19 protein-coding genes are annotated in these 24847 nt (G+C 57.8%); 7 read left to right on the forward strand and 12 right to left on the reverse strand.

Features of this window, described 5'->3' with window-relative positions; translation table 11 throughout:
- Positions 1-199: 199 nt before the first annotated feature.
- The 3 genes from ABFX35_RS11655 (at position 200) to speD (ending at position 2349) form a co-directional block, all read left to right on the forward strand.
- Positions 200-547, forward strand: a complete 348-nt coding sequence (locus tag ABFX35_RS11655; RefSeq protein WP_121554469.1) for a YacC family pilotin-like protein — start codon at positions 200-202, stop codon at positions 545-547.
- Positions 548-663: 116 nt separating this feature from the next.
- On the forward strand, positions 664-1527 hold the full coding sequence (gene speE, locus ABFX35_RS11660) for a polyamine aminopropyltransferase (RefSeq protein ID WP_279024789.1): 864 nt from the start codon (positions 664-666) through the stop codon (positions 1525-1527).
- 27 nt (positions 1528-1554) lie between these two features.
- Positions 1555-2349, forward strand: a complete 795-nt coding sequence (gene speD / locus ABFX35_RS11665; protein WP_346081153.1) for an adenosylmethionine decarboxylase — start codon at positions 1555-1557, stop codon at positions 2347-2349.
- Positions 2350-2477: 128 nt separating this feature from the next.
- On the opposite strand, the gene ABFX35_RS11670 is transcribed toward speD, so the two are convergent.
- The 6 genes from ABFX35_RS11670 to ABFX35_RS11695 all read right to left on the reverse strand — a co-directional run bounded on the left by ABFX35_RS11670 (position 2478) and on the right by ABFX35_RS11695 (position 11142).
- Positions 2478-3473 (reverse strand): VirK/YbjX family protein, encoded by a 996-nt coding sequence (locus ABFX35_RS11670; protein ID WP_346081155.1) that lies wholly within the window; start codon positions 3471-3473, stop codon positions 2478-2480.
- 460 nt (positions 3474-3933) lie between these two features.
- Complete coding sequence (locus tag ABFX35_RS11675; protein WP_346081156.1) at positions 3934-7005, reverse strand: efflux RND transporter permease subunit; 3072 nt, start codon at positions 7003-7005, stop codon at positions 3934-3936.
- Complete coding sequence (locus ABFX35_RS11680; protein ID WP_346081158.1) at positions 7002-8216, reverse strand: efflux RND transporter periplasmic adaptor subunit; 1215 nt, start codon at positions 8214-8216, stop codon at positions 7002-7004. The genes ABFX35_RS11675 and ABFX35_RS11680 overlap by 4 nt, the downstream gene beginning before the upstream one ends.
- A gap of 24 nt (positions 8217-8240) precedes the next feature.
- Complete coding sequence (locus ABFX35_RS11685; RefSeq protein ID WP_279026906.1) at positions 8241-9086, reverse strand: MipA/OmpV family protein; 846 nt, start codon at positions 9084-9086, stop codon at positions 8241-8243.
- Positions 9087-9256: 170 nt separating this feature from the next.
- Positions 9257-10447, reverse strand: coding sequence for a sensor histidine kinase (locus ABFX35_RS11690; RefSeq protein WP_279026905.1), 1191 nt, complete (start codon positions 10445-10447; stop codon positions 9257-9259).
- Positions 10444-11142 (reverse strand): response regulator, encoded by a 699-nt coding sequence (locus ABFX35_RS11695; protein WP_279026904.1) that lies wholly within the window; start codon positions 11140-11142, stop codon positions 10444-10446. The genes ABFX35_RS11690 and ABFX35_RS11695 overlap by 4 nt, the downstream gene beginning before the upstream one ends.
- 244 nt (positions 11143-11386) lie before the next feature.
- Here ABFX35_RS11695 and ABFX35_RS11700 point away from each other — a divergent pair, with 244 nt between their 5' ends.
- From ABFX35_RS11700 to ABFX35_RS11715, 4 genes are read left to right on the forward strand one after another with little or no spacing between them, the layout of a single operon-like run.
- Positions 11387-12649 (forward strand): aminotransferase class I/II-fold pyridoxal phosphate-dependent enzyme, encoded by a 1263-nt coding sequence (locus ABFX35_RS11700; RefSeq protein WP_346081161.1) that lies wholly within the window; start codon positions 11387-11389, stop codon positions 12647-12649.
- 15 nt (positions 12650-12664) lie between these two features.
- Positions 12665-13801, forward strand: a complete 1137-nt coding sequence (locus ABFX35_RS11705) for a GNAT family N-acetyltransferase (protein WP_279026902.1) — start codon at positions 12665-12667, stop codon at positions 13799-13801.
- On the forward strand, positions 13798-15018 hold the full coding sequence (locus ABFX35_RS11710; protein WP_346081163.1) for an MFS transporter: 1221 nt from the start codon (positions 13798-13800) through the stop codon (positions 15016-15018). The genes ABFX35_RS11705 and ABFX35_RS11710 overlap by 4 nt, the downstream gene beginning before the upstream one ends.
- 8 nt (positions 15019-15026) lie before the next feature.
- Complete coding sequence (locus ABFX35_RS11715) at positions 15027-16448, forward strand: efflux transporter outer membrane subunit (protein ID WP_346081165.1); 1422 nt, start codon at positions 15027-15029, stop codon at positions 16446-16448.
- 118 nt (positions 16449-16566) lie between these two features.
- On the opposite strand, the gene ABFX35_RS11720 is transcribed toward ABFX35_RS11715, so the two are convergent.
- The 6 genes from ABFX35_RS11720 to aceF form a co-directional block, all read right to left on the reverse strand.
- Entirely contained in the window at positions 16567-17199 is a 633-nt protein-coding gene (locus tag ABFX35_RS11720; RefSeq protein ID WP_346081167.1) for an ECs1377 family protein, read from the reverse strand.
- A 256-nt stretch (positions 17200-17455) separates the two neighbouring features.
- Entirely contained in the window at positions 17456-17821 is a 366-nt protein-coding gene (yacL, locus tag ABFX35_RS11725; RefSeq protein ID WP_346081169.1) for a protein YacL, read from the reverse strand.
- Positions 17822-17958: 137 nt separating this feature from the next.
- Positions 17959-20556, reverse strand: a complete 2598-nt coding sequence (acnB, locus tag ABFX35_RS11730) for a bifunctional aconitate hydratase 2/2-methylisocitrate dehydratase (protein ID WP_346081171.1) — start codon at positions 20554-20556, stop codon at positions 17959-17961.
- 325 nt (positions 20557-20881) lie between these two features.
- Positions 20882-21166, reverse strand: coding sequence for a hypothetical protein (locus ABFX35_RS11735; RefSeq protein WP_095847287.1), 285 nt, complete (start codon positions 21164-21166; stop codon positions 20882-20884).
- 160 nt (positions 21167-21326) lie between these two features.
- Complete coding sequence (lpdA, locus tag ABFX35_RS11740) at positions 21327-22751, reverse strand: dihydrolipoyl dehydrogenase (protein ID WP_346081700.1); 1425 nt, start codon at positions 22749-22751, stop codon at positions 21327-21329.
- A 210-nt stretch (positions 22752-22961) separates the two neighbouring features.
- Positions 22962-24845, reverse strand: coding sequence for a pyruvate dehydrogenase complex dihydrolipoyllysine-residue acetyltransferase (aceF, locus tag ABFX35_RS11745; protein ID WP_346081173.1), 1884 nt, complete (start codon positions 24843-24845; stop codon positions 22962-22964).
- Between the last annotated feature and the right edge of the window lie 2 nt (positions 24846-24847).

Genomic DNA, 24847 nt, shown 5'->3' on the forward strand with positions numbered 1-24847 from the left:
CCCCCTGGCGGAAGGTCAAGCCTTAACAGCCCGCCACAGGCGCGCCGGTAATAAAATTTGGTGCCTTTACAAACAAGTGTGGTAACGTCACACAGGTTGTCTCCCGCGATGGGCACACTCGCCGCCAAAAGCCAAACGGCCGCGCGGCAAGCCATCGCCGCCGGGAGCACAACCTGATAATCAACGGGTCTATTTCATGCTGAAAAAAACAACGTTACTGATGCTGTTACTGTCTATGCTGGGGTTCTCACGCGCCAGCCTGGCCTTGAATGAGTCTGAAGCGGAAGATCTGGCCGATCTTACCGCGGTGTTCGTCTATCTGAAGAACGACTGTGGCTACAACGATTTGCCCAATACGCAAATCAAACGTGCGATCGTGTTCTTTGCCCAGCAAAACCGTTGGGATCTCAGCAACTACGACAGTTACAACATGAAAGCTCTGGGTGAAGCCAGCTACCACGATCTGCGCGGTATCGCCATTCCAACCCAGACGAAATGCAAATCTCTGGCGCGCGATTCACTCAGCCTGTTAGCCTACGCAAACTAGCCCCCCTTCCTTTCTTCTGCTATCTCTGTTTGAAATTCAGCCGTGCAACATCAGGCAGAGTTAGCTATCATGTTGCGCCAATTTTTCATGGCTGTTATTTACGGAGTATGCCGAATATGACCCAGAAAGAAATTTGGTATGAGACGCTGCATGCCAACTTCGGCCAGTACTTTTCTGTAGAGAAAGTACTGTACCGCGAGAAAACCGAGCATCAGGATCTGGTGATTTTTGAAAACCCGGAGATGGGCCGCGTCATGGCGCTCGACGGCGTGGTGCAAACCACGGAACGCGATGAGTTTATCTACCATGAGATGCTGACCCACGTTCCCCTGCTGGCGCACGGCCAGGCGAAGAAAGTCCTGATCATCGGCGGAGGCGACGGCGGCATGCTGCGGGAAGTCAGCCGCCATCAAGGCGTCGAACAGATTACCATGGTGGAGATCGACGCCGGCGTGGTGGCGTTTTGCCGCCAGTACCTGCCCAATCATAACGCCGGTGCTTATGACGATCCGCGCTTTAACCTGGTGATTGACGACGGCGTCAACTTCGTCAGCCAAACCGATGAAAAATTCGACGTCATCATTTCAGACTGTACCGATCCGATCGGCCCCGGCGAAAGCCTGTTCACTTCAACTTTCTACCAGGGTTGCGCCCGCTGCCTGAACGAAGGCGGGATCTTCGTGGCCCAGAACGGCGTCTGCTTCCTGCAACAAGATGAAGCGGTGAACAGCCATACTAAACTGAGCCACTACTTCAAGGACGTCAGTTTTTACCAGGCGGCGATCCCGACCTACTACGGCGGCATCATGACGTTTGCCTGGGCCAGCCAAAATCCGGCGTTGCGCCAGCTTGATTTGGCCACGCTGCAGCAACGTTTTGTACAAAGCGGGCTGCCTTGCCGCTACTATAACCCGGCGATCCACGTGGGCAGCTTTGCTCTGCCGCAATATTTACTCAATGCACTGAACGTTTCACGTTAAGCGAGAAGATAAAGGAGGTGAACCAAATTGCACAAGCTGAAACTGCACGGCTTCAATAACCTGACCAAGAGCCTGAGTTTTTGTATTTACGATATTTGTTACGCCAAAACCGCGGATGACCGCGACGGCTATATCGCCTACATTGACGAACAATACAACGCCAACCGGTTGACGGAGATCCTTACCGAGACCTGCTCAATCATCGGCGCCAACATTCTGAACATCGCACGTCAGGACTACGAGCCACAGGGCGCCAGCGTGACCATCCTGGTCAGCGAAGAACCGATGGATCCGAAAGATGTCGATACCTCGGAGCACCCCGGCCCGCTGCCAAACACGGTAGTCGCACACCTGGATAAAAGCCATATCTGCGTTCACACCTACCCGGAAAGCCATCCGGAGGGCGGCCTTTGCACCTTCCGCGCCGACATTGAAGTGTCGACCTGCGGGGTGATCTCACCGTTGAAAGCGCTGAATTACCTGATTCATCAGTTGGAATCCGATATCGTCACCATGGATTACCGCGTGCGCGGCTTTACGCGCGACGTCAACGGTGTGAAACACTATATCGATCACGAGATCAACTCGATCCAGAACTTTATGTCAGAGGATATGAAGTCGCTGTATCACATGATGGATGTGAACGTTTATCAGGAGAACATCTTCCATACCAAGATGCTACTGAAGGACTTCGATCTGCAACACTATCTGTTCAACGCCAGGCCGGAAGCGCTCGGCGAAGAAGAACGGAAACGGATTACCGATCTGCTGTGGAAAGAAATGCAGGAGATCTATTACGGGCGCAATATTCCACACCTGTAATGGCAGGCCGTGCCCCCAGAGGCACGGCCCACTTTTCCCGCATTCATCGCGGCCGCCAAGAAACCTTGCTTATACCCGTCATACTTCAAGTTGCAGGTGTGTTGGCTGCACTCAGTCACCCGAATCACTTACCGGCGTAAGCTCATCGGGATTCCTTCGATTGCCGCCTGCCTGCAACTCGAATTATCTTGGGTATATAAACCGAAGTTCAACTGATCGAGCAGTTCATAGCGCTTGCGGTATTCCGATCGCTTTTTGCTTGGCAATTCGCTATTGTCCTTTCGCGGAATAGATAGCGGCAATGCATAAAGATGTTTGGAGACTTTCTGCCCGCCAATCGCTTGCCAGAAATTATTGTAGCTGGCATGGAACTGGCTGCGTTTACTGAACACGTAACGCAGGCTTCTAAATACATGCGAGTTATCACTTACGCCAAATATTTTATCGATATTATTTTCACGGGCGAACTGGAAAATAACCTCCATTAAAATTCTTTTCGGGAATAACCCATAGCACAGCTTGGTGGCTTGTTTTATCACCTCGTTGCCGACGCCTTTGCTAGCCCCCTGCACGCCGCCGATAAAAATACTCTGCCGCTGGTTATGGCTAGCCACGGAAAAGGTGATGCTGGCGAGCAGCGTATCACCCATTTTTAAAAATACGGTGCTTTCTCCTTCGCGCTCCGCCCTTTTCGCCGTGCTGCCGCAAATAGCAAACTCAACGCCATCCTTCCCTTTCAGGGTATAAATACATTTATCTTCCAAACTGGTGAGGGCGTTGCTCATTTGGAAATTCTGCATTTCCCCCAGGAAAGTATAATGATTAATGATGACGTCCGTACGTTGCTTGACGGTCAACGCGCGATAGAGATACGGACGGTGTACCTTTATCGGTATATTATTCTGCGATTGTAATAACTCGCGATAATAGGGCAGCCCGGCAAGCAGCGAAAGCAGCCGGGATGTTTGCAGCGGGAAAATTAACGAACGCAGCAGAAACTTTACCCGATGCGATTTTTTATCCCAATAAGTATTCGGACACAATTTCCCTGTCGCTAACGACAGCGCAAAGCCGATGTTATTCAACGGCTGAGCATTTGACGTTTCCTTTTCTATTAAATACATATTCTCACCTGTAATGACTATACCCGTCATACTTCAAGTTGCAGGTGTGTTGGCTTTCCTCGCTCACCCCAGTCACTTACTCCAGTAAGCTCCTGGGGATTCGCTGCGTTGCCGCGTGATTCGGCCATACGGCCTCACCCCTACGGGGCCAGCGCTAGCGCTGTTCAAAAACGCTTTTGCGTTTTTGTCCTGCAACTCGAATTATTTTGGGTATACAACCGCCGCCTTTGCCTGTTTGCGCGCCAATAAAAATACCAGGCCAGCCCGTTATCATCGGCAGCAATAGCGAAGGGAATTGATGGCTAACAAAAATTATGATGAACCTTTAGTGTTAGGATTCTATCAGTGTTTCGTTAAGAAACTGTCAACGACACTTAAACAACCAGCGATACGGCGATCAAAAAATAATGCGGATGCCGCTGCTGTCGGCGCCCGCTCGCGGGGCGCCGTCAGTCTCCTGTTATTCGCCGGCTAAATCTTCCGGGCTGACCGTCGTCAGGCGGGTCAAACGCGGCCCCAGCCACGCACGCAGATTGTCGATGCGGGCAAACACTACCGGCACGCACACCAGGCTGAGCAAGGTCGAGGTTACCAGCCCGCCGATCACCGCCGTGGCCATCGGGATACGAAACCCCGAATCGGCGCCAAAGCCCAGCGCCGCCGGCGCCATACCGGCGACCATCGCCACCGTGGTCATCACAATCGGCCGCGCCCGCATCATACCGGCATGGATCAGCGCATCATGCGTCGTCATCCCATTGCGCCGGCCCTCCAGCGTGAAGTCCACCAGCAGGATCGCGTTCTTGGTGACGATCCCCATCAGCATCAGCAGCCCGATGATCGCCGGCAGATCCAGCGCAGCGCCGATCAGCCACAGTGCGGCGATGGCGCCGACCAGCGACAGCGGCAGCGTGAACAGAATGGTGAACGGCTGCAGGAAATCGCGGAACAGCAACACCAGAATGGCGTACATCGTCAAAATACTGGCTGCCATCGTCAGCGAAAAGTTGTCAAACATCTCCGCCATGTATTCCGCATCGCCGTATTGCACCTGCTGCACCCCGGCGGGCAAATGTTGCAACGCCGGCAACGCTTGCACCGCATCCAGCGCCTGCCCCAGCGAGGCCGATTGCAGGTTGGCCTCGACGCTGATACGGCGTTGGCGATCGTAACGATCGATCCGCGTTTGCCCCTCGCCGTAGCTGATGTCCGCCACCGCCGACAACGGCACCCCGCCTTCCCGACGGATGCTGGAAACGCGCAGGCTGCGCAACAGATCCAGATCGGCGCTGTCGTGCTCGGCAAGCCGGACGCGCAGCGGGATCTGCCGCTCCTGCAAATTGTAATGCGCAGACAAGGACTTCTGCTCACCGGTCGTGGCGATGCGTAATATGTCGCCGATGGCGCTGGTGCTGACGCCAAGCCGCGCTGCGTCGCCCGGGCGCGGCCGCACCCGCAGTTCTGGGCTAACGGGCGAGAGGCTTATCTGCACGTTGGTCAACTGCGGCAGCCCGCGCATTTCACCCGCCAACTGGCGCGCCGCGGCCTCCAGCGCCTGCGCATCGCGCCCCACCAGCATGATCGAGACTTCACTGCCGCCATCAACCAGAAACTGGAAGCGCATGTCGGGCAACGCCGCCAATTGCCGGCGGATCGCGTTTTCAAATTCCTTACGCGTCACCTGGCGCTGGTCGCGCGGTTGCAGCGTGATGCTGAAGCTGGCTTCATCCGGTGAGCCGGCGACCGCCAACACATGTTTAACCGCCGGATGCGTGCGCAGCACGGCGGTGATGCGCTCGGAGGTCTGTTGCGCCTGAGACAATGAGCCGCCCGGCGGCAGTGTTACACGCAGCTGCGACAGGTTTGCATCGTTAGCAGGCAGGAAACCGCCGGGCAGATACCCAGCCAACATCACGGCCGCCACAAACAGCGCCCCGGCGGCCAGCAGAGTTTTCCAGGGATGCCGCAACACCTGTTCCAGCCAGCTCACATAGCGGCGCATCAGCCGCCCTTGCGGCTCGCCGTGATCCTCCGGCGCGGCGTTCACCTTGCGCGTGGCGCGCAGGAAATAGGCCGCCAGCAACGGCGTTAGCAGGCGCGCCACCAACAGCGAGCACAGTACCGCGATGGAGGCGGTCAGCCCGAACTGGCGGAAATATTGCCCGACGACCCCCTGAACAAAGCCGACCGGCGCAAACACCGCAACAATGGTCAGCGTGGTGGCCAATACCGCCAGCGCGATGCCGTCTGCCGCATGCAGCGCCGCGCTGTAGGGCCGCTCGCCCATATGAATATGGCGGTCGATGTTCTCGATCTCGACGATCGCATCATCAACCAGAATGCCGATCACCAGCGTCAACGCCAACATCGTGATGCTGTTAAGCGTGAAATCCAGCCACAGCATGGCTAAAAATACCGGCAGCACGGACAGCGGCAAGGCGACGGCCGCAATGGCCGTGGCGCGCCAGTCACGCAGAAACAGGAACACCACCAGAATCGTCAGCACCGCCCCTTCCACCAGGGTATGCATCGCCGTATCGTAACTGGCGCGGGTGTATTCCACCGTCGATGTCACCTCGCGGATGACGACGCCGGGATGCTGCGCCTGCAACGTTTGCAGCCGTTCGGCCACGCGGGCGGCAACTTCGGTGTCGCTGAACCCTTTACGGCGCCACACCGAGAACCCCACTGCCGGTTTACCGTTGAGCTGGGCAAACCCCGAACGATCGGCGACGGTATCGCTGATGCGCGCAATGTCGCCCAGCGACAGCCAGCTACCGCCCGGCATCGCGATCGGCAACGCGCCTAGCGTTTCCGGCGAAGCCAGGCGCCCTTGCACCCGGATCGTCTGGCGTTGCCGCTGCGTTTCCAAGTGGCCGCCGGGCACGTCGGTGAACGTCTCACGCAACTGGCTATTCAGCGTATCTATCGTCATGCCGTACTGCGCCAGCACCGCCGGGTTCGGCTCGATGCGCAACTCACGTTCGGCGCCGCCAAAGCGGGCGACGCGCTGTACCCCCGGCACGGCGAGCAACTCACGGCTGATACTGTCATCAACAAACCAGGACAGCGCCTGTTCAGATTCCCCAGGCGCCTCCATAATGTATTGCAGCATCGCGCCGCCTTCGACATCGACGCGCTGCACCACCGGCGCCGGAATATTTTGTGGCAGTTCACCGCGGATCTCATCCACCGCCGCGCGCACATCGTTTGCGGCACGATCGGGATCGGTGCCCAGTTGGAACTCCACCGTGGTGCTACTGACCGAGGCTTTGACGGTCGACTCAAGATGGCGCACGCTCGGTAAACCTGACAGCGCGTTTTCGACGCGGCGGGTGATTTCGGCTTCAATTTCCGCCGGCGCAGCGCCCGGCTGCAACACCGTGACGCTGACCAGCGGAAAAGCCACCGGCGGGTTGGCGTTCACCGGCAAACGCAAAAAAGCGGCGATGCCCGCCAGCGTCAGCACGCAAAATAACACCAGCGTCGGAATTGGGCGGCGAATCGCCCATGAAGAAATGCCTTGTTTCATGGCTGCGTGTTCTCCGCTGTGCGCCGCTCTGTCGGCATTACGCGCAGTTCCTTGCCGGGCGCCGCCGGAGCCACGCTCTCAACCGGCTCCCCTTCCGCCAGCAGCGCCGCACCGGCCAGCACCACCCGATCCTGCGGCGACAGCCCTTGCTGAATCTCCACCCACTCGCCGTCACGCCAGCCAACCCGCACCGCCACGCGTTTCACGCGGCCATCCGGCCCGACGATAAACACATAGGGTTGCTCATCGCTGGCATAGCGTAATGCGCGCGCATCCAGCGCCATCGCCTGGCGTTGCCCCAGCGCAATGCGAGCGCCGCCCACGGCACCGACGCGCAGTTGTGGCGGCACGGCGCCGTTAATGGTAATGCGCGCTTCGCCATAGCCGCTGTCGAGGTCCACCATAGCGCCCACCAGCCGGATCTGCCCGGCCAACGCCTGTGACGGCAACACCAACCGCGCAGCCATGCCGGCTTGAAGATCCGCCAATGCCGAAGCGGGGATCTGCGCGACAAACTCCAGCTCGCCGTCGCGAACCAAGCTGAACAATGCGCTCTGAGCATTAACCAACGCGCCGGCCTGCACCTGCCGTTTGACGATCAAACCGGCCATTGGGGCGCGCACTTCCGCATGGGCGAAACGAATGCGCGACTCTTCCACCTGCGCGCGGGCCTGCCGTAGCGCCGCCTGCGCCTGATCGCGCGTTGCCCGCGCGGCAGCATAAGCGGCGGCGGCGGCTTCAAACTCCTGACGGCTGATCGCGCCGTCAGGCTGTAAACGGCGCGCACGGGCGTAAGCAGACGCGGCCTCGTTAAGCCGCGACTGTGCCTGGGAAAGTTCGGCGCTGCCGCGCTGCACGCCCTGGCGGCTCTGCTCCAGTTGCGCGTCCAGCATGTTGCGCTCCAGGCGCGCCAGCACCTGCCCCTGCCGCACCCGCTCGCCGACGTCCACCAGCACCTCACTGACGCGCAACCCTTCCACCGGCGCCATCAGCGTAACGTCTTCACGCGCAGCCCAATGGCCCGACACATCAAGCTGCCGCACCAATAACCGCTGTTCCAGGTGCTGCGTTTCCACCTGTTGCACCGGTGCCGGCTGAATATTCTCAGTGCCGCCAGACAGCAACCATCCGCCCAGCAATAACACCAAGACGGCTATCGCCAGGAAAACCACCGGCCTGATACGCCGTAAATCTTTCCTATGGGAATCCATTGTGTACTACTGCCGCCTTCTGTCTCAGAACGTATAATTGAGCATCGCAATGCCCGTCACGTTGGTGTTGCCTTCCACCACCGGGCTACGGTGCGCCCGATCGCTGAACGTCATCACTTCCAGCCCAACGAACAACGACCAGTTCTGATCAAAATTGTGTTCCCAGTCGGCCGACGCCGAATAGGCATAAATCCCGGATTTGGCGTCAAAACGAGAAAAACGCGAATGGCGGTGCTGCTCTTCGCTCACGCCGAAGTAAGTGCGGTTATAGCGGCTGTCGCCCGCATGCACGTTCACGCCCAGGGTGAACGCATCGCGGCTGTCGCGAAAAACGGTGCCTTCCAACCCCACCCGGTAGCGGTTCCCACGATCGGCGCCGGCCACGCGAAACTCGGCTTCACTGTTGATCGCCAGCCAGGAGGTAATTTGTTGGGATATCAGAAAATCGGCCGTGGTGGCGCCTTTGACTTCGCCCATGCCGCGCAGCCGTTTGGAGCCGGGCTGCCAGGTGCTGTTTTCATCCTTGCGGCCAAGGTCGTAAGACAGTGCGCCGCTTAGGTAAAACCCACTGTCAGTCAGATACTCCGCGCCGATGCCGCGCAATGTATCGATAAAAAAGATACCGCGAGAGACGCTTAACGCCAGTTCTGGCGACACCCGCGTCTGGCGTGCGCCCATGTAACGCGGGCCGATAGACGCTCCGAACCCCACGTTGACGTCGGTTTTATCGCCGAACAGGCTGGTCGGCGCTGGCGCCAAGGGATCGATTGGCTGCGCCTGGCTGGCCTGCGGCAATACCGCCAGGGCGCAAGCCAGACAGATCAACGCAGGCGTATAGCGCCGCGCCGGGAAACGGTGTGTATCGCTCATCCGTACTCATCCTCAAGCTGAATGGAAACCGCATGCAGTAAAGCAGCGTTCGGACAAGTTCCAGCCGAGAAACGATGAAGATTCTATGAAGAGAGGGGAAAAACCTGCGGTTTTACCCCGCCATAGGCCGTGGCGCTCAACGCCCGTTATGCACGATGGCGGGACACTGCCTAGCCGGGCAGATCGATACGGGTCAGTGCGCCGCCGCCGTCACGGTTGCGCACGGAAAGCCGCCCCCCGTGCGCCTGACAGATCGCCACCGCGACCGCCAGCCCCAGCCCGCTGCCGCCGGCATGCCGTGAACGCGAGCTTTCGGCGCGCCAGAAACGATCGCACACACGGTCAAGGTGCTCCGGCGCGAAACCGGCGCCGCCGTCTTCTACTTCGATACGTACGCCAGCGCCTTGCCGCCGGGCGCTTAGCGCAACCCAACCGCCTGACGCCGCGTAGCGGATGGCGTTATCGAGCAGGATGGAAATCACCTGCCCCACACGCCCGCGATCCGCCAGCACGCGTAAATCCTCCGCCACATCAAGGCTCGCCTGCATCTGCGAGGCCTGCAAACGCGGCGCAGCCCAGGCGATACGCTCTTCCAGCAGAGAACGCAGCGTAAACTCAGAGGGCAACAGCGACAGTTGCCTGGCGGAAACCAGAGACAACAGATACAAATCGTCGATCAGCCGGTTCAACTGATCCAACTGGCACATAATCAGTTGGAAATTTTGCGGCGTTGGTTCGAACACGCCATCCAGCAGCCCCTGCAAACGGCCCTTGGCCGCCGTTAACGGCGTGCGAAGCTCATGAGCGGTGGCCGCGCTGGAGGCCTGCAACTCCCGTTCCTGGCGCTCCAGCCGTTCGGCCATGCGATTAAAATCACTCGTCAGGCTACGCAGCGCCGGCGGCGTATGGGCCACCCGCGTAGCCCGCGTGGTGAAATCCCCCTGGGCGATGTGGTCTGCGGCGATCGCTACGGCGCTGAGCTGGCGCGACAGATGCAGCGAAACCCAGACGCCGCCGCCAACAATCAGCGGGATCGACAGCAGCACGAAGGCGCCGAAAAAAAGCATGTCTTCATTCACGGCTTCGTTGGTGAAGTATTCGCCATACAGATATTCGCCGTAAATCTGCAGTAGACGCTGCCGGTGTTCGGTCGGCTGTGCCTCCAGTTGCTGCAACTCCTGCCGCACCGGTTCAGGGATCGCCGCGCGCTGATGCGCCTCCCACCAGGAGAAACGCAGCCACATGCCGCCGCCGATCACCAGAATCGCGACCATCGCCAGGCCGATCATGCGCAGGCTGATCCAGCGCCATAACGGCTCGGCGGCGCAGCGTTCGCTTTTGTTGATGTCGTTATTCGTCATAGCACGTTGCAGAAACGGTAGCCCAGCCCACGCACCGTCTGCAGCACATCGCTAATGCCGGCACGCTCCAGTTTACGGCGCAAATTATAGATGTGCGCATCGACTACCCGCTCCAGCGCGTCGCTTTCCGGCAGGCAGCCGGCGAGCAGTTCCGCACGAGAGAACATTCGGGTCGGGCAGGCCATCAACATGGCCAACAGGTTGAACTCCGTGCGCGTCAGCTCCAGCGGCTGCCGAACGCCGTCGGCCTCAACCGAAACCTGCACCGCATCAATATCCACAATTAAATTACCGTGGCGCAGGCAGCGGGTGCGCGCCTGGGCATTGTTGCCCCAGCGCCGCAACACGGCATGAACGCGGGCCACCACTTCGCTGGGGTTGTAAGGCTTGACCACATAATCGTCGGCGCCATACAGCAATGAATTGATACGGTTGGATTCGCTGCCGACCGCCGTCACCATAATCACCGGCGTGGAGGCATGCTGGCGGATTGCCGCCAGCACGTCGTTGCCGCTCAACCCTGGCAGCATGATATCCAGCAAAACCAAATCCGGCCGCCACTGCGCATGTTGTTCCAACGCCTGGCGCCCATCGGCCACATGACGAGTCTGGAATCCATCCCGGCTCAGGTAAGCACTCAACACCTCGGCACCGTCGAAATCATCTTCGACGATCAATACTCTCCGCAGACTCATAGATTCTATCCCTTCATGAAACCTTGATAATTCATTAAGCATCACTTGATGCTGCAATGCGAAGATCAATCTCGCTTCTCGTTTGTGCGTGCGGTTTTCTGCTGGTATTCATCAAGCGGCGGCGACTGCGGGCAATTATAGAAAAAGCAGATAGTTATTTCAATTTCAATTGTTTTTACGGGCCATTTGGTGAAAAGAAACGGCAAAATCCCGAACGGGTATTGGGTCAACGGGGCAACATATTATGGATAATATTCACAGCAAAGATCGTTGGGGATTCAAAAGTTTTGTTGAACATTCCAAGCAGGAAGGCTTCTTACGCGAGCCGGTCGTCATGCAGGGAATGTCAGGGCCGCGAATCATACGCGACGGTCAACAGCATGTTAATTTTTCCGGCATTAATTACCTCGGCTGGCAGCAGAATCCCGAAGTGCTCGATGCCTTCTGCGATTCAGTCAAACGCTATGGCTTATCGACAGGCGGCTCGCGCGCGACACAAGGCATCTGCGAACCGCATTACCGGCTGGAAACGCTGCTCAGCAAACTTCACGGCAAGGACAAAACGCTGACCTTCGCCTCTGGGCTATTGGCCAATATCGGGTTTATCAATGCGATAACGGCGAAATTCAATTTCTCGGCCAAAAGCGGCATCGATAACCGTGATGCCGTGCTGATTTTCGATCACGATTGCCACTGGAGCCTATGGAAAGCTGCCTCACACCTGAAATACGGTGAACAGCTGTTTGCATTCAAACATAACGATCCGGACGATCTGGAACGCCTGCTGCGCCGCGTCGGCGATCGCAAAGCCATCGTGGTGTTCGAAAGCATCTATTCTTCCGACGGCAGCATCGCGCCAATCGGTACCATCCTCGATCTCTGCGAACGCTACGGCGCGTTGAGCTACATTGATGATGCAAACGGCTTCATGGTCTACGGCGAGCCGCAGCGTGCGTTCTATAACGAATTCCGCCATGTGCCGCGCGCCGATTTCGTGATGGTTTCACTGTCTAAAGCCGTAGGGCTTGAAGGCGGCGCCATCAGTGCGAATGCGGAATATATTGATGCCTTTGAAATTCTTAGCGGAACCTCCATCTTTACCGCCGCCATCCAACCACCGACGGCGGACGTTGCGGCATCGATCATCCAGCGCCTGCATGATGAACCGGCAATCATGGACGGCTATCTGCAAAAAAGCGAACGCTTCCGCCGCCGCCTGCTGGAAGCGGGGCTGCAACTGAACGAAACGCCGTCCTATATCACTTCCGTACTGCTTGGCGCTGACAGCGAAGCCGAGAAAGTGCGCGTCACGTTGGAAAAACAGCGTTATTGCGTACCAATTTTCCGCTACCCCGCCGTCAAACTGAACCAGGCGCTGATACGTCTGATTCTGCATAAAGATCATACCGATAGCGAGATCGAGCAGTTCATTCGCTGCCTGACGAATTCGCTTAACAACGATACGGGAAAAGAGGCGGCGCAGCGCGATCTGCTCACCGCGAACTGACAGGGAGATATTGATATGCAAGGTGTTAATTGCCAACCGGCCCCCACTTGTCAGGTTCACCACCAGGCGGTGGGCACGGAGGGTGCGCTACGTATAGAATTCAGACATTCGGTAGCCGACATCGACGCGCAGGATTGGGACCGGCTTTGTCAGCCGCATCAATTCTGCCGGCACGACTATATGGCGGCGCTGGAAGCCAGCGGGCTGGACTGCCGCTTTCTATACGCACTGGCAATAACGCCAGCAGGGCTGGCGGGTATCGGCATCGCCACACGGTGGTCGCTCGCCATGCCCTGCCGCCTGTCGCTAAGCATTATGACGTTAGGCACACCGGTCAACACCGGGCTCCCCTTGATGATCGCCCCCTGGGCAGACCCTGCTGCGGTGTCGCAAAAGCTGGTTCAGGCGCTGGCGGCACAATCCGGCAAACAGGGAGGCCGCCTGTTTATCGGCAGGGATTTTCCAGAGCCGCGTTTTTTAGGGCCCACCCGGCTTGACCGGCTCTATGCCTGCGCTCATTTGGATCTGACCTGGCCCGATTTTGAAACCTATCTGGCTGGGCAACCCAAACGTAAATCACTGCGCCGCGATATCCGCAGCCTGGGAAAAGCGGGTTATGAGCTTGAAATCCGCAAGGGCCAAAGACTGTCGGAAGAAGAAGCGCTGCGCCTGCATGCGTTGTGGCTGCAGTTGTATAAGAAATACCAGTCACCCGACCAAATCATGGTGACAAAAGAATTTTTCCTTGCAATGAGCCGCCTGGAACATACCGTATGGCTTCTGTTGCGCAAAGATGGCCGCATTGACGCGTTCGATATGTGTTTCACCCTGGGCGATACGCTGGAATCCACTTACTGCGGCGTGGATATTGAACAAACGGGGCGGCTCTCGGTACACCGCGTTATGGGTTATGAGATCGTACGTTATGCGCTCGAACAGGGGCTGCGCAGCATCAACTTCGGCATCTCCAACGAACAGAGCAAAGTTGATATGGGGTGCCGGCTGGAAACCTGCTACGCCTGGTTCAAAGCTAACCCTAACTGGCTTGGGTTCCTTTTCCGCCCGCTGATTTTCAAATTCGTGCTGGAAAACGAAGAGTTTACGCCCTATGAAACCCGGCCGAAAATCAGCGTGCCGGAAGCCTGCCAATGAAATCGTATCTTGTTTGCCAAAATCCGGCGTTTTTCCGACTGGCCGCCCTGCAACTGATCATTTCGCTGGCCGACTGGATGCTGATCGTACTCTTGCAAATCATCGTCTTCGATCTGACGCACTCGGCGTTCAACGTGATGTTGCTGATCATCTGCGAGCTGGTGCCCATGCTGCTCTTTGGCGCATTGGCCGGCGCGCTGACGGATCGCGCCAATCTCAGGCGAGTGCTCGGCTGGGCCTGCCTGCTGCGCCTGGTGGTGATTGCGGCGTTGCTGGTGCCGTTTTTTCGCCAGCAGCTCATTCCGCTGTTCGTGGTGACAGCGCTCAGCGCAACCTGCAATCGTTTTTTCGTGCCGGCGGCCAGCGCGCTGTTGCCGCGGCTGGTGCCAGCTGAGAAGTTGTCGGCAGCGAATGCCCTGATCATGAGCGTGCGCATGGCCGGCATGGCGGCAGGCACACTGATCGCCGGCGTTGTCGCCAGCCACTATGGGCATACCGTGGCGGTAAGCGCTATCGCCGTGCTGTTACTCATTGCCGGCGTGCTCTGTTTGGCGATTCCCGGCCTGCGCAGCCAGCCGCCACAGGCCCACGAAGGCAGCCTGTGGGGCGATCTGCGCCTGACGATTACCCGTTACGGCGCCAACCTGACTCTGCCGTTGGCGGCCAGTATGCTGGTCATGCTGGCGCTGGGCAGTTTCGAAATCCTCGCGCTGATTTACGTTTCCCGCATCCTCCACCGCCCCTCCTCAGACGTCAGCCTGCTGTTCGGTTGCTATGGTTTCGGCATGTTGGCCGGACTGGTGCTGTCGTCAATGAAGAACAGCCTGCCGCGTTACAACCGCTGGATGCTGATCAGCCTGGTTTTAATGTGCGTCTCCATCTGGGCGCTTTCTCAGGCCAAAACGATGGCCTGGGCGCTGCCGATGGTGGCGATCGCCGGCCTGGCGGAAGGGCTGGTGATCACGCTAAGCCTGCTGCGGATTTATACGCAGGTGCCGGATGAATTCTGCGCCCGGGTTATCGCTCTGTTAGATACCGGCACCGGCGCCGCTTACCTGGTATCGGTGCTGCTGACGGGGTTTTTGGCCGATCGCTACGCAGCCGACGTGCTGCTGCACGGGATCGCGCTAACGCTCTCCGCATTACTGGCGCTGGGATTCATTCTGACGCAAACGGGCAATACCCGTCGCTCACACAAACATTTATCAAAACAATGAGAGCCGTTATGAACAAAACGCTGCGCCGCACCGGCCTGCTACTCGCTTTGCCGCTGGTGGGCTGCACGATGGCGCCGGATTATCAACGCCCGCCGCTGCCGGTCGCCCCGCTTTACCCGCCGCACGAGGCGAAAGCGGCGACAGTGCATAGTGAAACGCCAGACTGGCAGGATTTCTACCGCGATGAACGCCAACGCCGCCTGATCGCGCTGGCGCTCGACAACAATCGCGATCTGCGGCTCGCTGCGCTAAACGCAGAACGGCTGCAGGCGCAATATCGGGTGCGCCGCGCAGAACTGTTGCCGACGATCAACGCCGGCATAGAGCAAAGCCGCATTCGCCCGGAAACCACGGAAGATCTCGCCACCTACGGCGTCACAGTCACGGAATACGAACTCGATTTGTTCGGCCGGGTTCACAGCCTGAAAGACGCCGCGCTGGCGGATTATTTCTCCTCCCTCGCCACGCGCCAGGCGGCGCAGATCAGTTTGATCGCCGCGGTGGCAACGGCGGATCTCACGTTGCGGGCCGACGACCAACAGCTGCAGCTCGCCCGCGACGCGCTGCAGGCGCAGCAGAAAACCACCGCGCTGGCGCAGCAGCGCGTTAACGAAGGCCTGGACAGCGAGACCACCTATCATCAACATGCGGTGTCTTTGCAGGATGCCGCCACCAACGTGGCGCAACTGGAGCGGCAACAGGCGCAGGATCTGCATACGCTGCTGTTTTTGGTTGGGGTGCCCCAATTGCCGGCCGATCTGCCCGCCGGCACAGATGCGCAGCTTGCCGGCCTCAACACGCTGCCGGCCGTTCCCGTCGGCCTGCCGGCCGATCTGCTGACGCGCCGCCCCGATATCATCGCCGCCGAGCAAAAGCTGATCGGCGCCAACGCCAACATCGGTGCCGCACGCGCCGCCTTCTTTCCCCGCATCGCGCTGACCGGCTCCTACGGCCAGGCCAGTTCCAACCTGTCTGACTTGTTCAACCATTCAACCCTCGGCTGGTCGTTCTCGCCGAAGCTCACCCTGCCCCTGTTCGATTTCGGCGCCAATAGCGCCAACCTGGAGGCAGCCAAAACGGAAAGAAAGATGGCGGTGGCGGAATATGAAAAAACCATTCAGACCGCCTTTCGGGAAGTGGCCGACGCGCTGAGTGCAGAAACAACGTGGCGCAACGAATTGGCGGCAGCCCGCGCCAAAGCGCAAGCGTTGGGCAGAAGCGCCGAACTGGCGGAGCAACGCTACCGCGACGGCAGCGACAATATGCTGGAGCAGCTCAACGCACGAAACACCTGGTTGGATGCGCAGCAAGCGTGGGTTCAGGCCAGCCTGCACCAGCAGTTAAACCTGATTTCGCTGTATAAATCGCTGGGCGGCGGCTGGGACAAACACGCGGTGCCGGCACAGATATTGCCGCCGACACAGGGCTGAAGAGCATCATCGCCGCTGCAAAACAGGCAGCGGGCACTGTTGTCTGCACCGATGTAGAAAGCTGTCAATATCCGGTGCAATCGAATGGGGAAATAAGCCCGAGAAAATCCCGGTCGGCTTAACTCACTGCGCGTAAGTAAACCGGGATGCGTCGGGTTGTCCCCGTCAGATTATCAAAAACGTCCGTTTCCGATGTCGCTATTCTCATCCCCGTTTTTCTTAGCCTCTGCACATCAGCGGCAATGCGTTGAAGCCCAAACCAGAAAAGTCCGTCCAGGGCTGTGACTGCCAGCCCGTTTTCCAGTGCCAGCCTGAGACGTTCACGGGGTGGTTTTACCTGCTGCGCGATTTGCCGGTAGGGAGCTTCGGTGCTCCCAGTGGGGTCAATCCGCCTGATTCGGGTAGTCAGACGGTACTGGTATTCGTCGGGTATTCCGCTTAAATCATGCTTCAGGCTCCAAACGCAGCCAAACCGTTTACCATTAAAGATGACATTCTTCTGGCTGAGCTGCAGTTCGTCCCGTAGCCCGGCAATGAGCTGGGGTGCTCGGGTGAGCAACAGTCTGAAGGGGAGTTCAAAACTGGTGACGTAATCCACGTTTAGCAGGGCAATACGCAGGCGTTCTTCTGCGCTGGCCTTATTCTCCTGACATTCGGCAAGCACATCGGCCCACTGACGGATCAGACGAGGGGATTCATCCGCTTCCGTGAAGCAGTACTTTTCAATCTGGTAGTCAACGCGTCCGCTCACCCTGCATTCCCTTACGGTCAGATGTCAGTATCCATTGCTCAATTTACCAGCGTAAAGCCCCTGCGGAAAGCCCGTTACTGCAGCGGATAGCCTTCTTTTTATCTCCAAATAGTCATCCAACCGTGGTTACGGTTTTATCGCATGGCCGTTGCGGGCGCGGGCCAGTTTTGTTTTGATGTGGGATTGAACAGACCAAAATCAGGCAATGACACAAATCTATATACTGGCCCCTGTGCCGCAATGTCCCACCCCGGTATCAGCCATATTGGCGGATAAAGGTGCGGTAGGCTTTCAGCGCCGCCAGAAAGTCCTCCACGCCGCAGAAGGAGAGGCTTTCATCATCGTAGTAATTCATGCCCTCTTCCATCTCATCGCCTTCAAACGCCAGTTGGTTGGCGCGGATCATGACCTCTTCACCGTCCATCAGCAGCGTATATTCATGCCCTTCCAACTGCCACTGGCGCTCGCTGCCTTTTACCTGCTCCGCCCCGGCTTCGATTTTATCCAGCAGGGTAAGATCGCCTTTCACCTCTTCGTTGATCCAGTGGCCGATCGCTTCATGCCCCATCGAAAATCTGACCATTACCTGCCCGGTCACATCACGCAGAAATTCGTAGTCCATAGCATGCCTCCTGAGCCGTTTTTACCAGTTTAATCATTAATGCATTTCTTACCTGGCGCGCGCTCGCAAAGTTGACGGCCGGAAAAGAAAACGGGAGGCCAAAGCCCCCCGTTTGTCGCGTTGCGCAATATAGCGGCTTAAACGGCCGTTTGGAAGATGACGCCATCGGCTTTTTCGGTGTACTGGCTCAGCCGATCGAAGTTCAGGTAACGGTAGGTGTCCAGCGCGGTTTTATCAACCTGCTCCATGTAAGCCTGATATTCCTCCGCCGTCGGCAAACGCCCCAACAGCGAAGCCACCGCCGCCAGCTCGGCCGAAGCCAGATAAACGTTGGCGCCGGTGCCCAGGCGGTTAGGGAAGTTACGCGTCGACGTGGAAACCACCGTGGCGCCGTCCGCCACCCGCGCCTGGTTGCCCATACACAGCGAGCAGCCAGGGATTTCAATACGCGCGCCACTCTTGCCAAAGACGCTGTAGTAGCCCTCTTCGGTCAACTGCGCGGCATCCATTTTGGTCGGCGGCGCAACCCACAGGCGGGTCGGCAGTTGCCCTTTGTGCTGATCCAGCAGCTTGCCGGCGGCACGGAAGTGGCCGATATTGGTCATGCAGGAGCCGATAAACACTTCGTCGATCTTCGCACCGGCTACGTCAGACAGCAGGCGTGCGTCGTCCGGATCGTTCGGGGCGCACAGGATAGGCTCTTTGATCTCAGCCAGATCGATATCGATCACCGCCGCATACTCGGCATCGGCATCGCCTTCCAGCAGTTGCGGATCGGCCAGCCATTTTTCCATACCCTGAACCCGGCGCTCCAGCGTGCGGAGATCGCCATAGCCTTCAGAGATCATCCACTTCAACAACACGATGTTGGAGTTCAGATACTCTTCGATCGGCGCTTTACCCAGCTTGATGGTGCAACCGGCGGCGGAACGCTCGGCGGAAGCATCGGTCAGTTCGAACGCTTGCTCCACTTTCAGATTCGGCAGGCCTTCGATTTCCAGGATGCGGCCAGAGAAGATGTTTTTCTTGCCCTTCTTCTCAACGGTCAGCAGGCCCTGTTTGATCGCATACAGCGGGATGGCGTGCACCAGATCGCGCAGGGTAATGCCCGGCTGCATTTCGCCCTTGAAGCGCACCAGTACCGATTCCGGCATGTCCAGCGGCATCACGCCGGTGGCGGCGGCAAACGCCACCAGCCCGGAGCCGGCAGGGAAAGAGATGCCGATCGGGAAACGGGTGTGGGAGTCGCCGCCGGTGCCGACGGTATCCGGCAGCAGCATGCGGTTCAGCCAGGAGTGGATAACGCCGTCGCCCGGGCGCAGCGAAACGCCGCCGCGGTTCATAATGAAATCCGGCAGCGTGTGATGGGTGGTGACGTCAACCGGCTTCGGATACGCCGCGGTATGGCAGAACGACTGCATCACCAGATCGGCAGAGAAGCCCAGACAAGCCAGATCTTTCAGTTCATCACGCGTCATCGGGCCGGTGGTATCTTGCGAGCCCACAGAGGTCATCTTCGGTTCGCAATATTCGCCAGGGCGCACGCCGGCAACGCCGCAGGCGCGGCCCACCATTTTCTGCGCCAGCGAGAAGCCTTTCGTGCTGGCGGCCACCGCCTTGGCGATACGGAACACCTCGCTATGCGGCAGGCCCAACGCTTCACGCGCTTTAGTGGTCAGGCCACGGCCGATAATCAGTGGGATACGGCCACCGGCGCGCACTTCATCCAGCAGCACGTCGGTTTTCAGTTCAAAATTGGCCAGCAGTTCGCCGGTTTCGTGGTTACGGACTTCGCCTTTGTAGGGGTAGATGTCGATCACATCGCCCATGTTCAGCGCATTCACGTCCACTTCGATCGGCAACGCGCCGGCGTCTTCCATGGTGTTAAAGAAGATTGGCGCGATTTTACCGCCCAGCACCACGCCGCCGCCGCGCTTGTTCGGCACGTACGGGATATCGTCGCCCATAAACCACAGCACGGAGTTGGTGGCGGATTTACGCGAAGAACCGGTGCCCACTACGTCGCCCACATAGGCCAGTGGGAAGCCTTTTTTATTCAGCAGTTCGATCTGCTTGATCGGCCCGACGCTGCCCGGCTGGTCCGGCACGATGCCGTCGCGTTCGTTTTTCAGCATCGCCAGGGCGTGGAGCGGGATATCCGGGCGCGACCAGGCATCGGGTGCCGGCGACAAATCGTCGGTGTTGGTTTCGCCCGTCACCTTGAACACGGTAACGGTGATTTTTTCTGCCAGCTCGGGGCGCGACAGGAACCATTCCGCTTCGGCCCACGACTGCATGATCTGCTTGGCATGCGGGTTGCCAGCTTTCGCTTTGTCTTCCACATCGTAGAAGTTATCGAACATCAACAGCGTATGGGACAGCGCTTTGGCGGCGATCGGCGCCAGTTTTTCGTTATCCAGCGCTTCAATCAGCGGGTGAATATTATAACCACCCTGCATGGTGCCCAAGAGTTCGATGGCTTTTTCGGGGGTAATCAGTGGAGAGGTTGCTTCACCTTTGGCGATGGCCGCCAGAAAACCGGCTTTGACATACGCCGCTTCGTCGACGCCCGGTGGAACGCGGTTGATTAACAGGTCCAACAAGAATTCTTCTTCGCCCGCAGGCGGGTTTTTCAGCAGTTCTACCAGCGCGGCCATTTGGGTTGCATCTAAGGGTTTGGCAACAATCCCCATGGCGGCACGCTCAGCTACGTGCTTACGGTATTCTTCTAGCACGACGGTTCTCCTCGCTCTCATTGTAAAATGCGGCGGGCGATTCTCTTCACGCTCCTGTGAGACAGTAGTTTGTAGGGTAAATGCCCGATACCGCATCGGCAGCATAGCAGGATTTTGGTCAGGCGTTAATCCGTTTACAAAAAAGCAACATTAAAATTTAGCTGAATCGTTAAGGTCAGGAATTTTACAGGCTTTCCGCGCCTTTCCCGGGATATAAATTCCATCCGGTTATCGATAACTGCCCACGGGGGCAGTCTGACGCGCCCTTGCTGGGGCTTAAGCCATAAAAAACGCCCGGCGCATTACCCTGCGGCCGGGCGTTTTGTTAGCCCTGATGGGGCATCAACTCTGGGTAGCCTTTAAATGCCGGCTTGTTGCTGCTCAACGCGGCTTCATCATCATGGATGCTGCCGGAGTTCGTTGCCCATACCCCTTCCGTCGTTTTCGTTATTTTCTGGTGCTGTCCGTTCAGATCCTGGCCCATCGCGGCGATATGCGTACTTTCCGTCCCGCCGCTGTTGGTCGCCCAGGGAATCGAAGGATCCGCGGCGCAGGCAATCCCGGAAGCCAACGTTGCGGTTAACAGAGCCGTTGTTAAAAGAATTTTCATAACACACCTCACTCATTATTAACATGCTATAAGTTTAGTTCGTAATTATTTCCGTGGTATCTATAAGATGTGCCAGGTTGTTAACGCAGACATAGTTCTGAACATCCGGCGTAAAAAAAGCGGCTCTCAGAGCCGCTTATGCTTTTGCCGGAAAGAAAAATTACTTTTTCTTGGCTTTCGGGTTCGGCAGGTCAGTGATGCTGCCTTCGTAGACTTCCGCCGCCAGCCCAACGGATTCATGCAGCGTTGGGTGCGCGTGGATCGTCAGCGCGATGTCTTCAGCATCACAGCCCATCTCGATAGCCAGGCCGATTTCACCCAGCAGCTCGCCGCCGTTGGCGCCGACAATCGCCCCACCGATAACGCGGTGGCTTTCTTTGTCGAAGATCAGCTTGGTCATACCATCAGAACAGTCAGAGGCGATAGCACGGCCTGAAGCCGCCCAAGGGAACACCGCGGTTTCGTAGCTGATGCCCTTTTCTTTGGCTTCTTTCTCGGTCAGGCCCACCCATGCCACTTCCGGTTCGGTGTAGGCAATGGAAGGAATGACTTTCGGATCGAAATAGTGTTTCTTGCCGGCGATCACTTCCGCGGCGACGTGGCCTTCATGCACGCCTTTGTGCGCCAGCATCGGTTGGCCGACGATGTCGCCGATAGCGAAGATGTGCGGCACGTTGGTGCGCAGTTGCTTGTCGACGTGGATGAAGCCGCGCTCGTCCACTTCCACGCCCGCTTTACCGGCATCCAGCAGTTTGCCGTTCGGCACGCGGCCGATAGCAACCAGCACCGCGTCATAACGTTGTGGTTCTGCCGGCGCTTTTTTGCCTTCCATCGTCACGTAGATGCCGTCTTCTTTCGCTTCTACCGCGGTGACTTTGGTTTCCAGCATCAGGTTGAACTGCTTGCTGATACGCTTGGTGAAGACTTTCACCACGTCTTTATCAGCCGCCGGGATCACCTGATCAAACATTTCGACCACGTCGATCTGCGAACCCAGCGCATGGTATACGGTGCCCATTTCCAGGCCGATGATACCGCCGCCCATGATCAGCAAACGCTCAGGAACGGTTTTCAGCTCCAGCGCATCGGTAGAATCCCATACGCGCGGATCGTCATGAGGAATAAACGGCAGCTTAATCGGGCGGGAACCTGCGGCGATGATCGCGTTGTCGAAGTTGATAGTGGTGGCGCCATTTTCACCTTCAACCACCAGGGTGTTTGCACCGGTGAATTTGCCCAGGCCATTGACCACTTTGACCTTGCGGCCTTTCGCCATGCCAGCCAGACCACCGGTCAGCTGATTGATGACTTTTTCTTTCCAGAGGCGAACTTTATCAATATCGGTTTTCGGTTCGCCGAATACGATGCCATGCTCCGCCAGCGCTTTGGCTTCTTCAATCACTTTGGCAACGTGCAGCAACGCTTTGGAAGGGATACACCCCACGTTCAGGCACACCCCGCCCAGCGTTGAATAACGCTCGACCAACACGGTTTCCAGCCCTAAATCAGCGCAACGAAAGGCAGCAGAGTAACCTGCAGGGCCTGCGCCAAGTACCACGACCTGAGTTTTGATTTCAGTACTCATCATGACCTCTTAATTTGTTTCCGGCGGGTCTGACGTTATTGTTCTTGTCTTAACGCCCTGTTCCACCGGGACGTGTCTTGCCGCGACAGTTTACAAAATCGTTAACAATTTTGAAACAACAAGCGACAAACGATTTGTCCTTTATCACTGGCAACCGCCACCAAAAGATAGCTTACCAGAAAAAAGCCGGCCGTCAGGCCGGCTTGCCGATTACATCACCAGACGGCGGATATCAGACAACGTGTTGTTGATGATGGTGATAAAGCGAGCACCATCAGCACCGTCAATGACACGGTGGTCGAAGGACAGAGACAGCGGCAGAATCAGGCGCGGCACAAAGTCTTTACCATTCCAGACCGGTTCCATAGAGGACTTGGAAACACCGAGGATCGCCACTTCCGGCGCGTTGACGATCGGCGCGAAGTGGGTTGTGCCCAGGCCGCCGATGCTGGAGATGGTGAAGCAACCGCCCTGCATTTCACCTGCGGTCAGCTTGCCATCACGCGCTTTTTTGGAGATGACCATCAGCTCACGAGACAGCTCAACGATGCCTTTTTTATCCACGTCTTTGAAGACCGGAACCACCAGGCCATTCGGCGTATCAACCGCAACACCGATGTTGATGTATTTCTTCAGCGTCAGTTTCTGGCCGTCTGCGGACAGGGAGCTGTTGAAGCGCGGCATCTGTGCAAGTGCAGCGGCGGCGGCTTTCATGAGGAAGACAACCGGCGTGATCTTCACGTCCAGCTTTCTTTTCTCCGCTTCAACGTTCTGCTGTTTGCGGAACGCTTCCAGATCGGTGATATCCGCTTTGTCGAAGTGCGTAACGTGCGGGATCATCACCCAGTTGCGGCTCAGGTTAGCGCCCGAGATTTTCTGGATACGGCCCAGCTCCACTTCTTCGATCTCGCCAAACTTGCTGAAATCGACTTTCGGCCATGGCAGCATGCCTGGCAGACCGCCGCCGGCAGCAGCAGCCGGCGCCGCTTCTGCACGCTTAACCGCGTCTTTCACGTAAGCCTGGACGTCTTCGCGCAGGATGCGGCCTTTGCGGCCGGTGCCTTTCACTTTCGCCAGGTTAACGCCGAATTCGCGCGCCAGGCGGCGAATGACCGGGGTAGCATGCACGTAAGCGTCGTTCTCGGCGAACTCGCTCTTGCCTGCCGCAGCGGCAGCCGGAGCGGCCGCTTTAGCTTCCTGTTTGGCCGGAGCCGGTGCTGGCGCAGAGGCCGCAGCCGGTGCAGCAGCAGGGGCTGCGCCTTCTACTTCGAAGGTCATGATCAGCGAACCGGTTTTCACCTTGTCGCCCACGGCCACTTTCAATTCTTTGACCACGCCGGCAAACGGCGCAGGCACTTCCATTGAGGCCTTATCACCTTCAACCGTGATCAGCGACTGTTCAGCAGAGATCTTATCGCCCACTTTTACCATCACTTCGGTGACTTCAACTTCGTCGCCGCCGATATCCGGTACGTTAACGTCTTTCACCGCCGATGCGGCAGGCGCGGCAGCAGTAGGTGCGGCGGCTGGCGCAGCTTCCTGTGCGGCAGGCGCGGCGCCGGCGATTTCAAAGGTCATGATCAGCGAGCCGGTTTTCACCTTGTCGCCGGTGGCGATCTTGATTTCTTTCACGGTGCCCGCGAACGGCGCCGGTACTTCCATCGAGGCTTTATCGCCTTCAACGGTGATCAGCGATTGTTCAGCTTCAACCTTATCGCCCACCTTCACCAGAACTTCGGTGACTTCAACTTCATCGGCGCCGATATCAGGCACTTCAACGTCTTTCACCGCGCTGGCCGCAGCCGCAGCAGGGGCCGCCGCCGCAGGTTTTTCTTCTTGGGCCGGAGCCGCTTGCGCGGCGCCTTCGGCTTCAAAGACCATGATCAGCGAACCGGTTTCCACTTTATCGCCAACGGCGATTTTGATCTCTTTAACCACACCGGCCTGCGGGGAAGGCACTTCCATTGAGGCTTTATCGCCTTCAACGGTAATCAGCGACTGTTCGGCTTCAACCTTATCGCCCACCTTCACCAGGATCTCGGTGACTTCAACTTCATCCGCACCGATATCCGGTACCTTAATTTCAATTGCCATTG

Source organism: Gibbsiella dentisursi, assembly GCF_039539505.1.
GTDB classification, from domain to species: Bacteria; Pseudomonadota; Gammaproteobacteria; order Enterobacterales; family Enterobacteriaceae; genus Gibbsiella; species Gibbsiella quercinecans.

What these genes read in the sequence shown, in the direction of transcription:
- ABFX35_RS11690 (WP_279026905.1), bottom strand. Translation starts at nt 10,447, where the DNA reads ATGACGAATAACGACATCAACAAAAGCGAACGCTGCGCCGCCGAGCCG.
- ABFX35_RS11700 (WP_346081161.1), top strand. Translation starts at nt 11,387, where the DNA reads ATGGATAATATTCACAGCAAAGATCGTTGGGGATTCAAAAGTTTTGTT.
- ABFX35_RS11680 (WP_346081158.1), bottom strand. Translation starts at nt 8,216, where the DNA reads ATGGATTCCCATAGGAAAGATTTACGGCGTATCAGGCCGGTGGTTTTC.
- ABFX35_RS11685 (WP_279026906.1), bottom strand. Translation starts at nt 9,086, where the DNA reads ATGAGCGATACACACCGTTTCCCGGCGCGGCGCTATACGCCTGCGTTG.
- lpdA (WP_346081700.1), bottom strand. Translation starts at nt 22,751, where the DNA reads ATGAGTACTGAAATCAAAACTCAGGTCGTGGTACTTGGCGCAGGCCCT.
- ABFX35_RS11710 (WP_346081163.1), top strand. Translation starts at nt 13,798, where the DNA reads ATGAAATCGTATCTTGTTTGCCAAAATCCGGCGTTTTTCCGACTGGCC.
- ABFX35_RS11670 (WP_346081155.1), bottom strand. Translation starts at nt 3,473, where the DNA reads ATGTATTTAATAGAAAAGGAAACGTCAAATGCTCAGCCGTTGAATAAC.
- ABFX35_RS11675 (WP_346081156.1), bottom strand. Translation starts at nt 7,005, where the DNA reads ATGAAACAAGGCATTTCTTCATGGGCGATTCGCCGCCCAATTCCGACG.
- speE (WP_279024789.1), top strand. Translation starts at nt 664, where the DNA reads ATGACCCAGAAAGAAATTTGGTATGAGACGCTGCATGCCAACTTCGGC.
- yacL (WP_346081169.1), bottom strand. Translation starts at nt 17,821, where the DNA reads ATGGACTACGAATTTCTGCGTGATGTGACCGGGCAGGTAATGGTCAGA.
- ABFX35_RS11695 (WP_279026904.1), bottom strand. Translation starts at nt 11,142, where the DNA reads ATGAGTCTGCGGAGAGTATTGATCGTCGAAGATGATTTCGACGGTGCC.
- ABFX35_RS11735 (WP_095847287.1), bottom strand. Translation starts at nt 21,166, where the DNA reads ATGAAAATTCTTTTAACAACGGCTCTGTTAACCGCAACGTTGGCTTCC.
- aceF (WP_346081173.1), bottom strand. Translation starts at nt 24,845, where the DNA reads ATGGCAATTGAAATTAAGGTACCGGATATCGGTGCGGATGAAGTTGAA.
- ABFX35_RS11705 (WP_279026902.1), top strand. Translation starts at nt 12,665, where the DNA reads ATGCAAGGTGTTAATTGCCAACCGGCCCCCACTTGTCAGGTTCACCAC.
- ABFX35_RS11715 (WP_346081165.1), top strand. Translation starts at nt 15,027, where the DNA reads ATGAACAAAACGCTGCGCCGCACCGGCCTGCTACTCGCTTTGCCGCTG.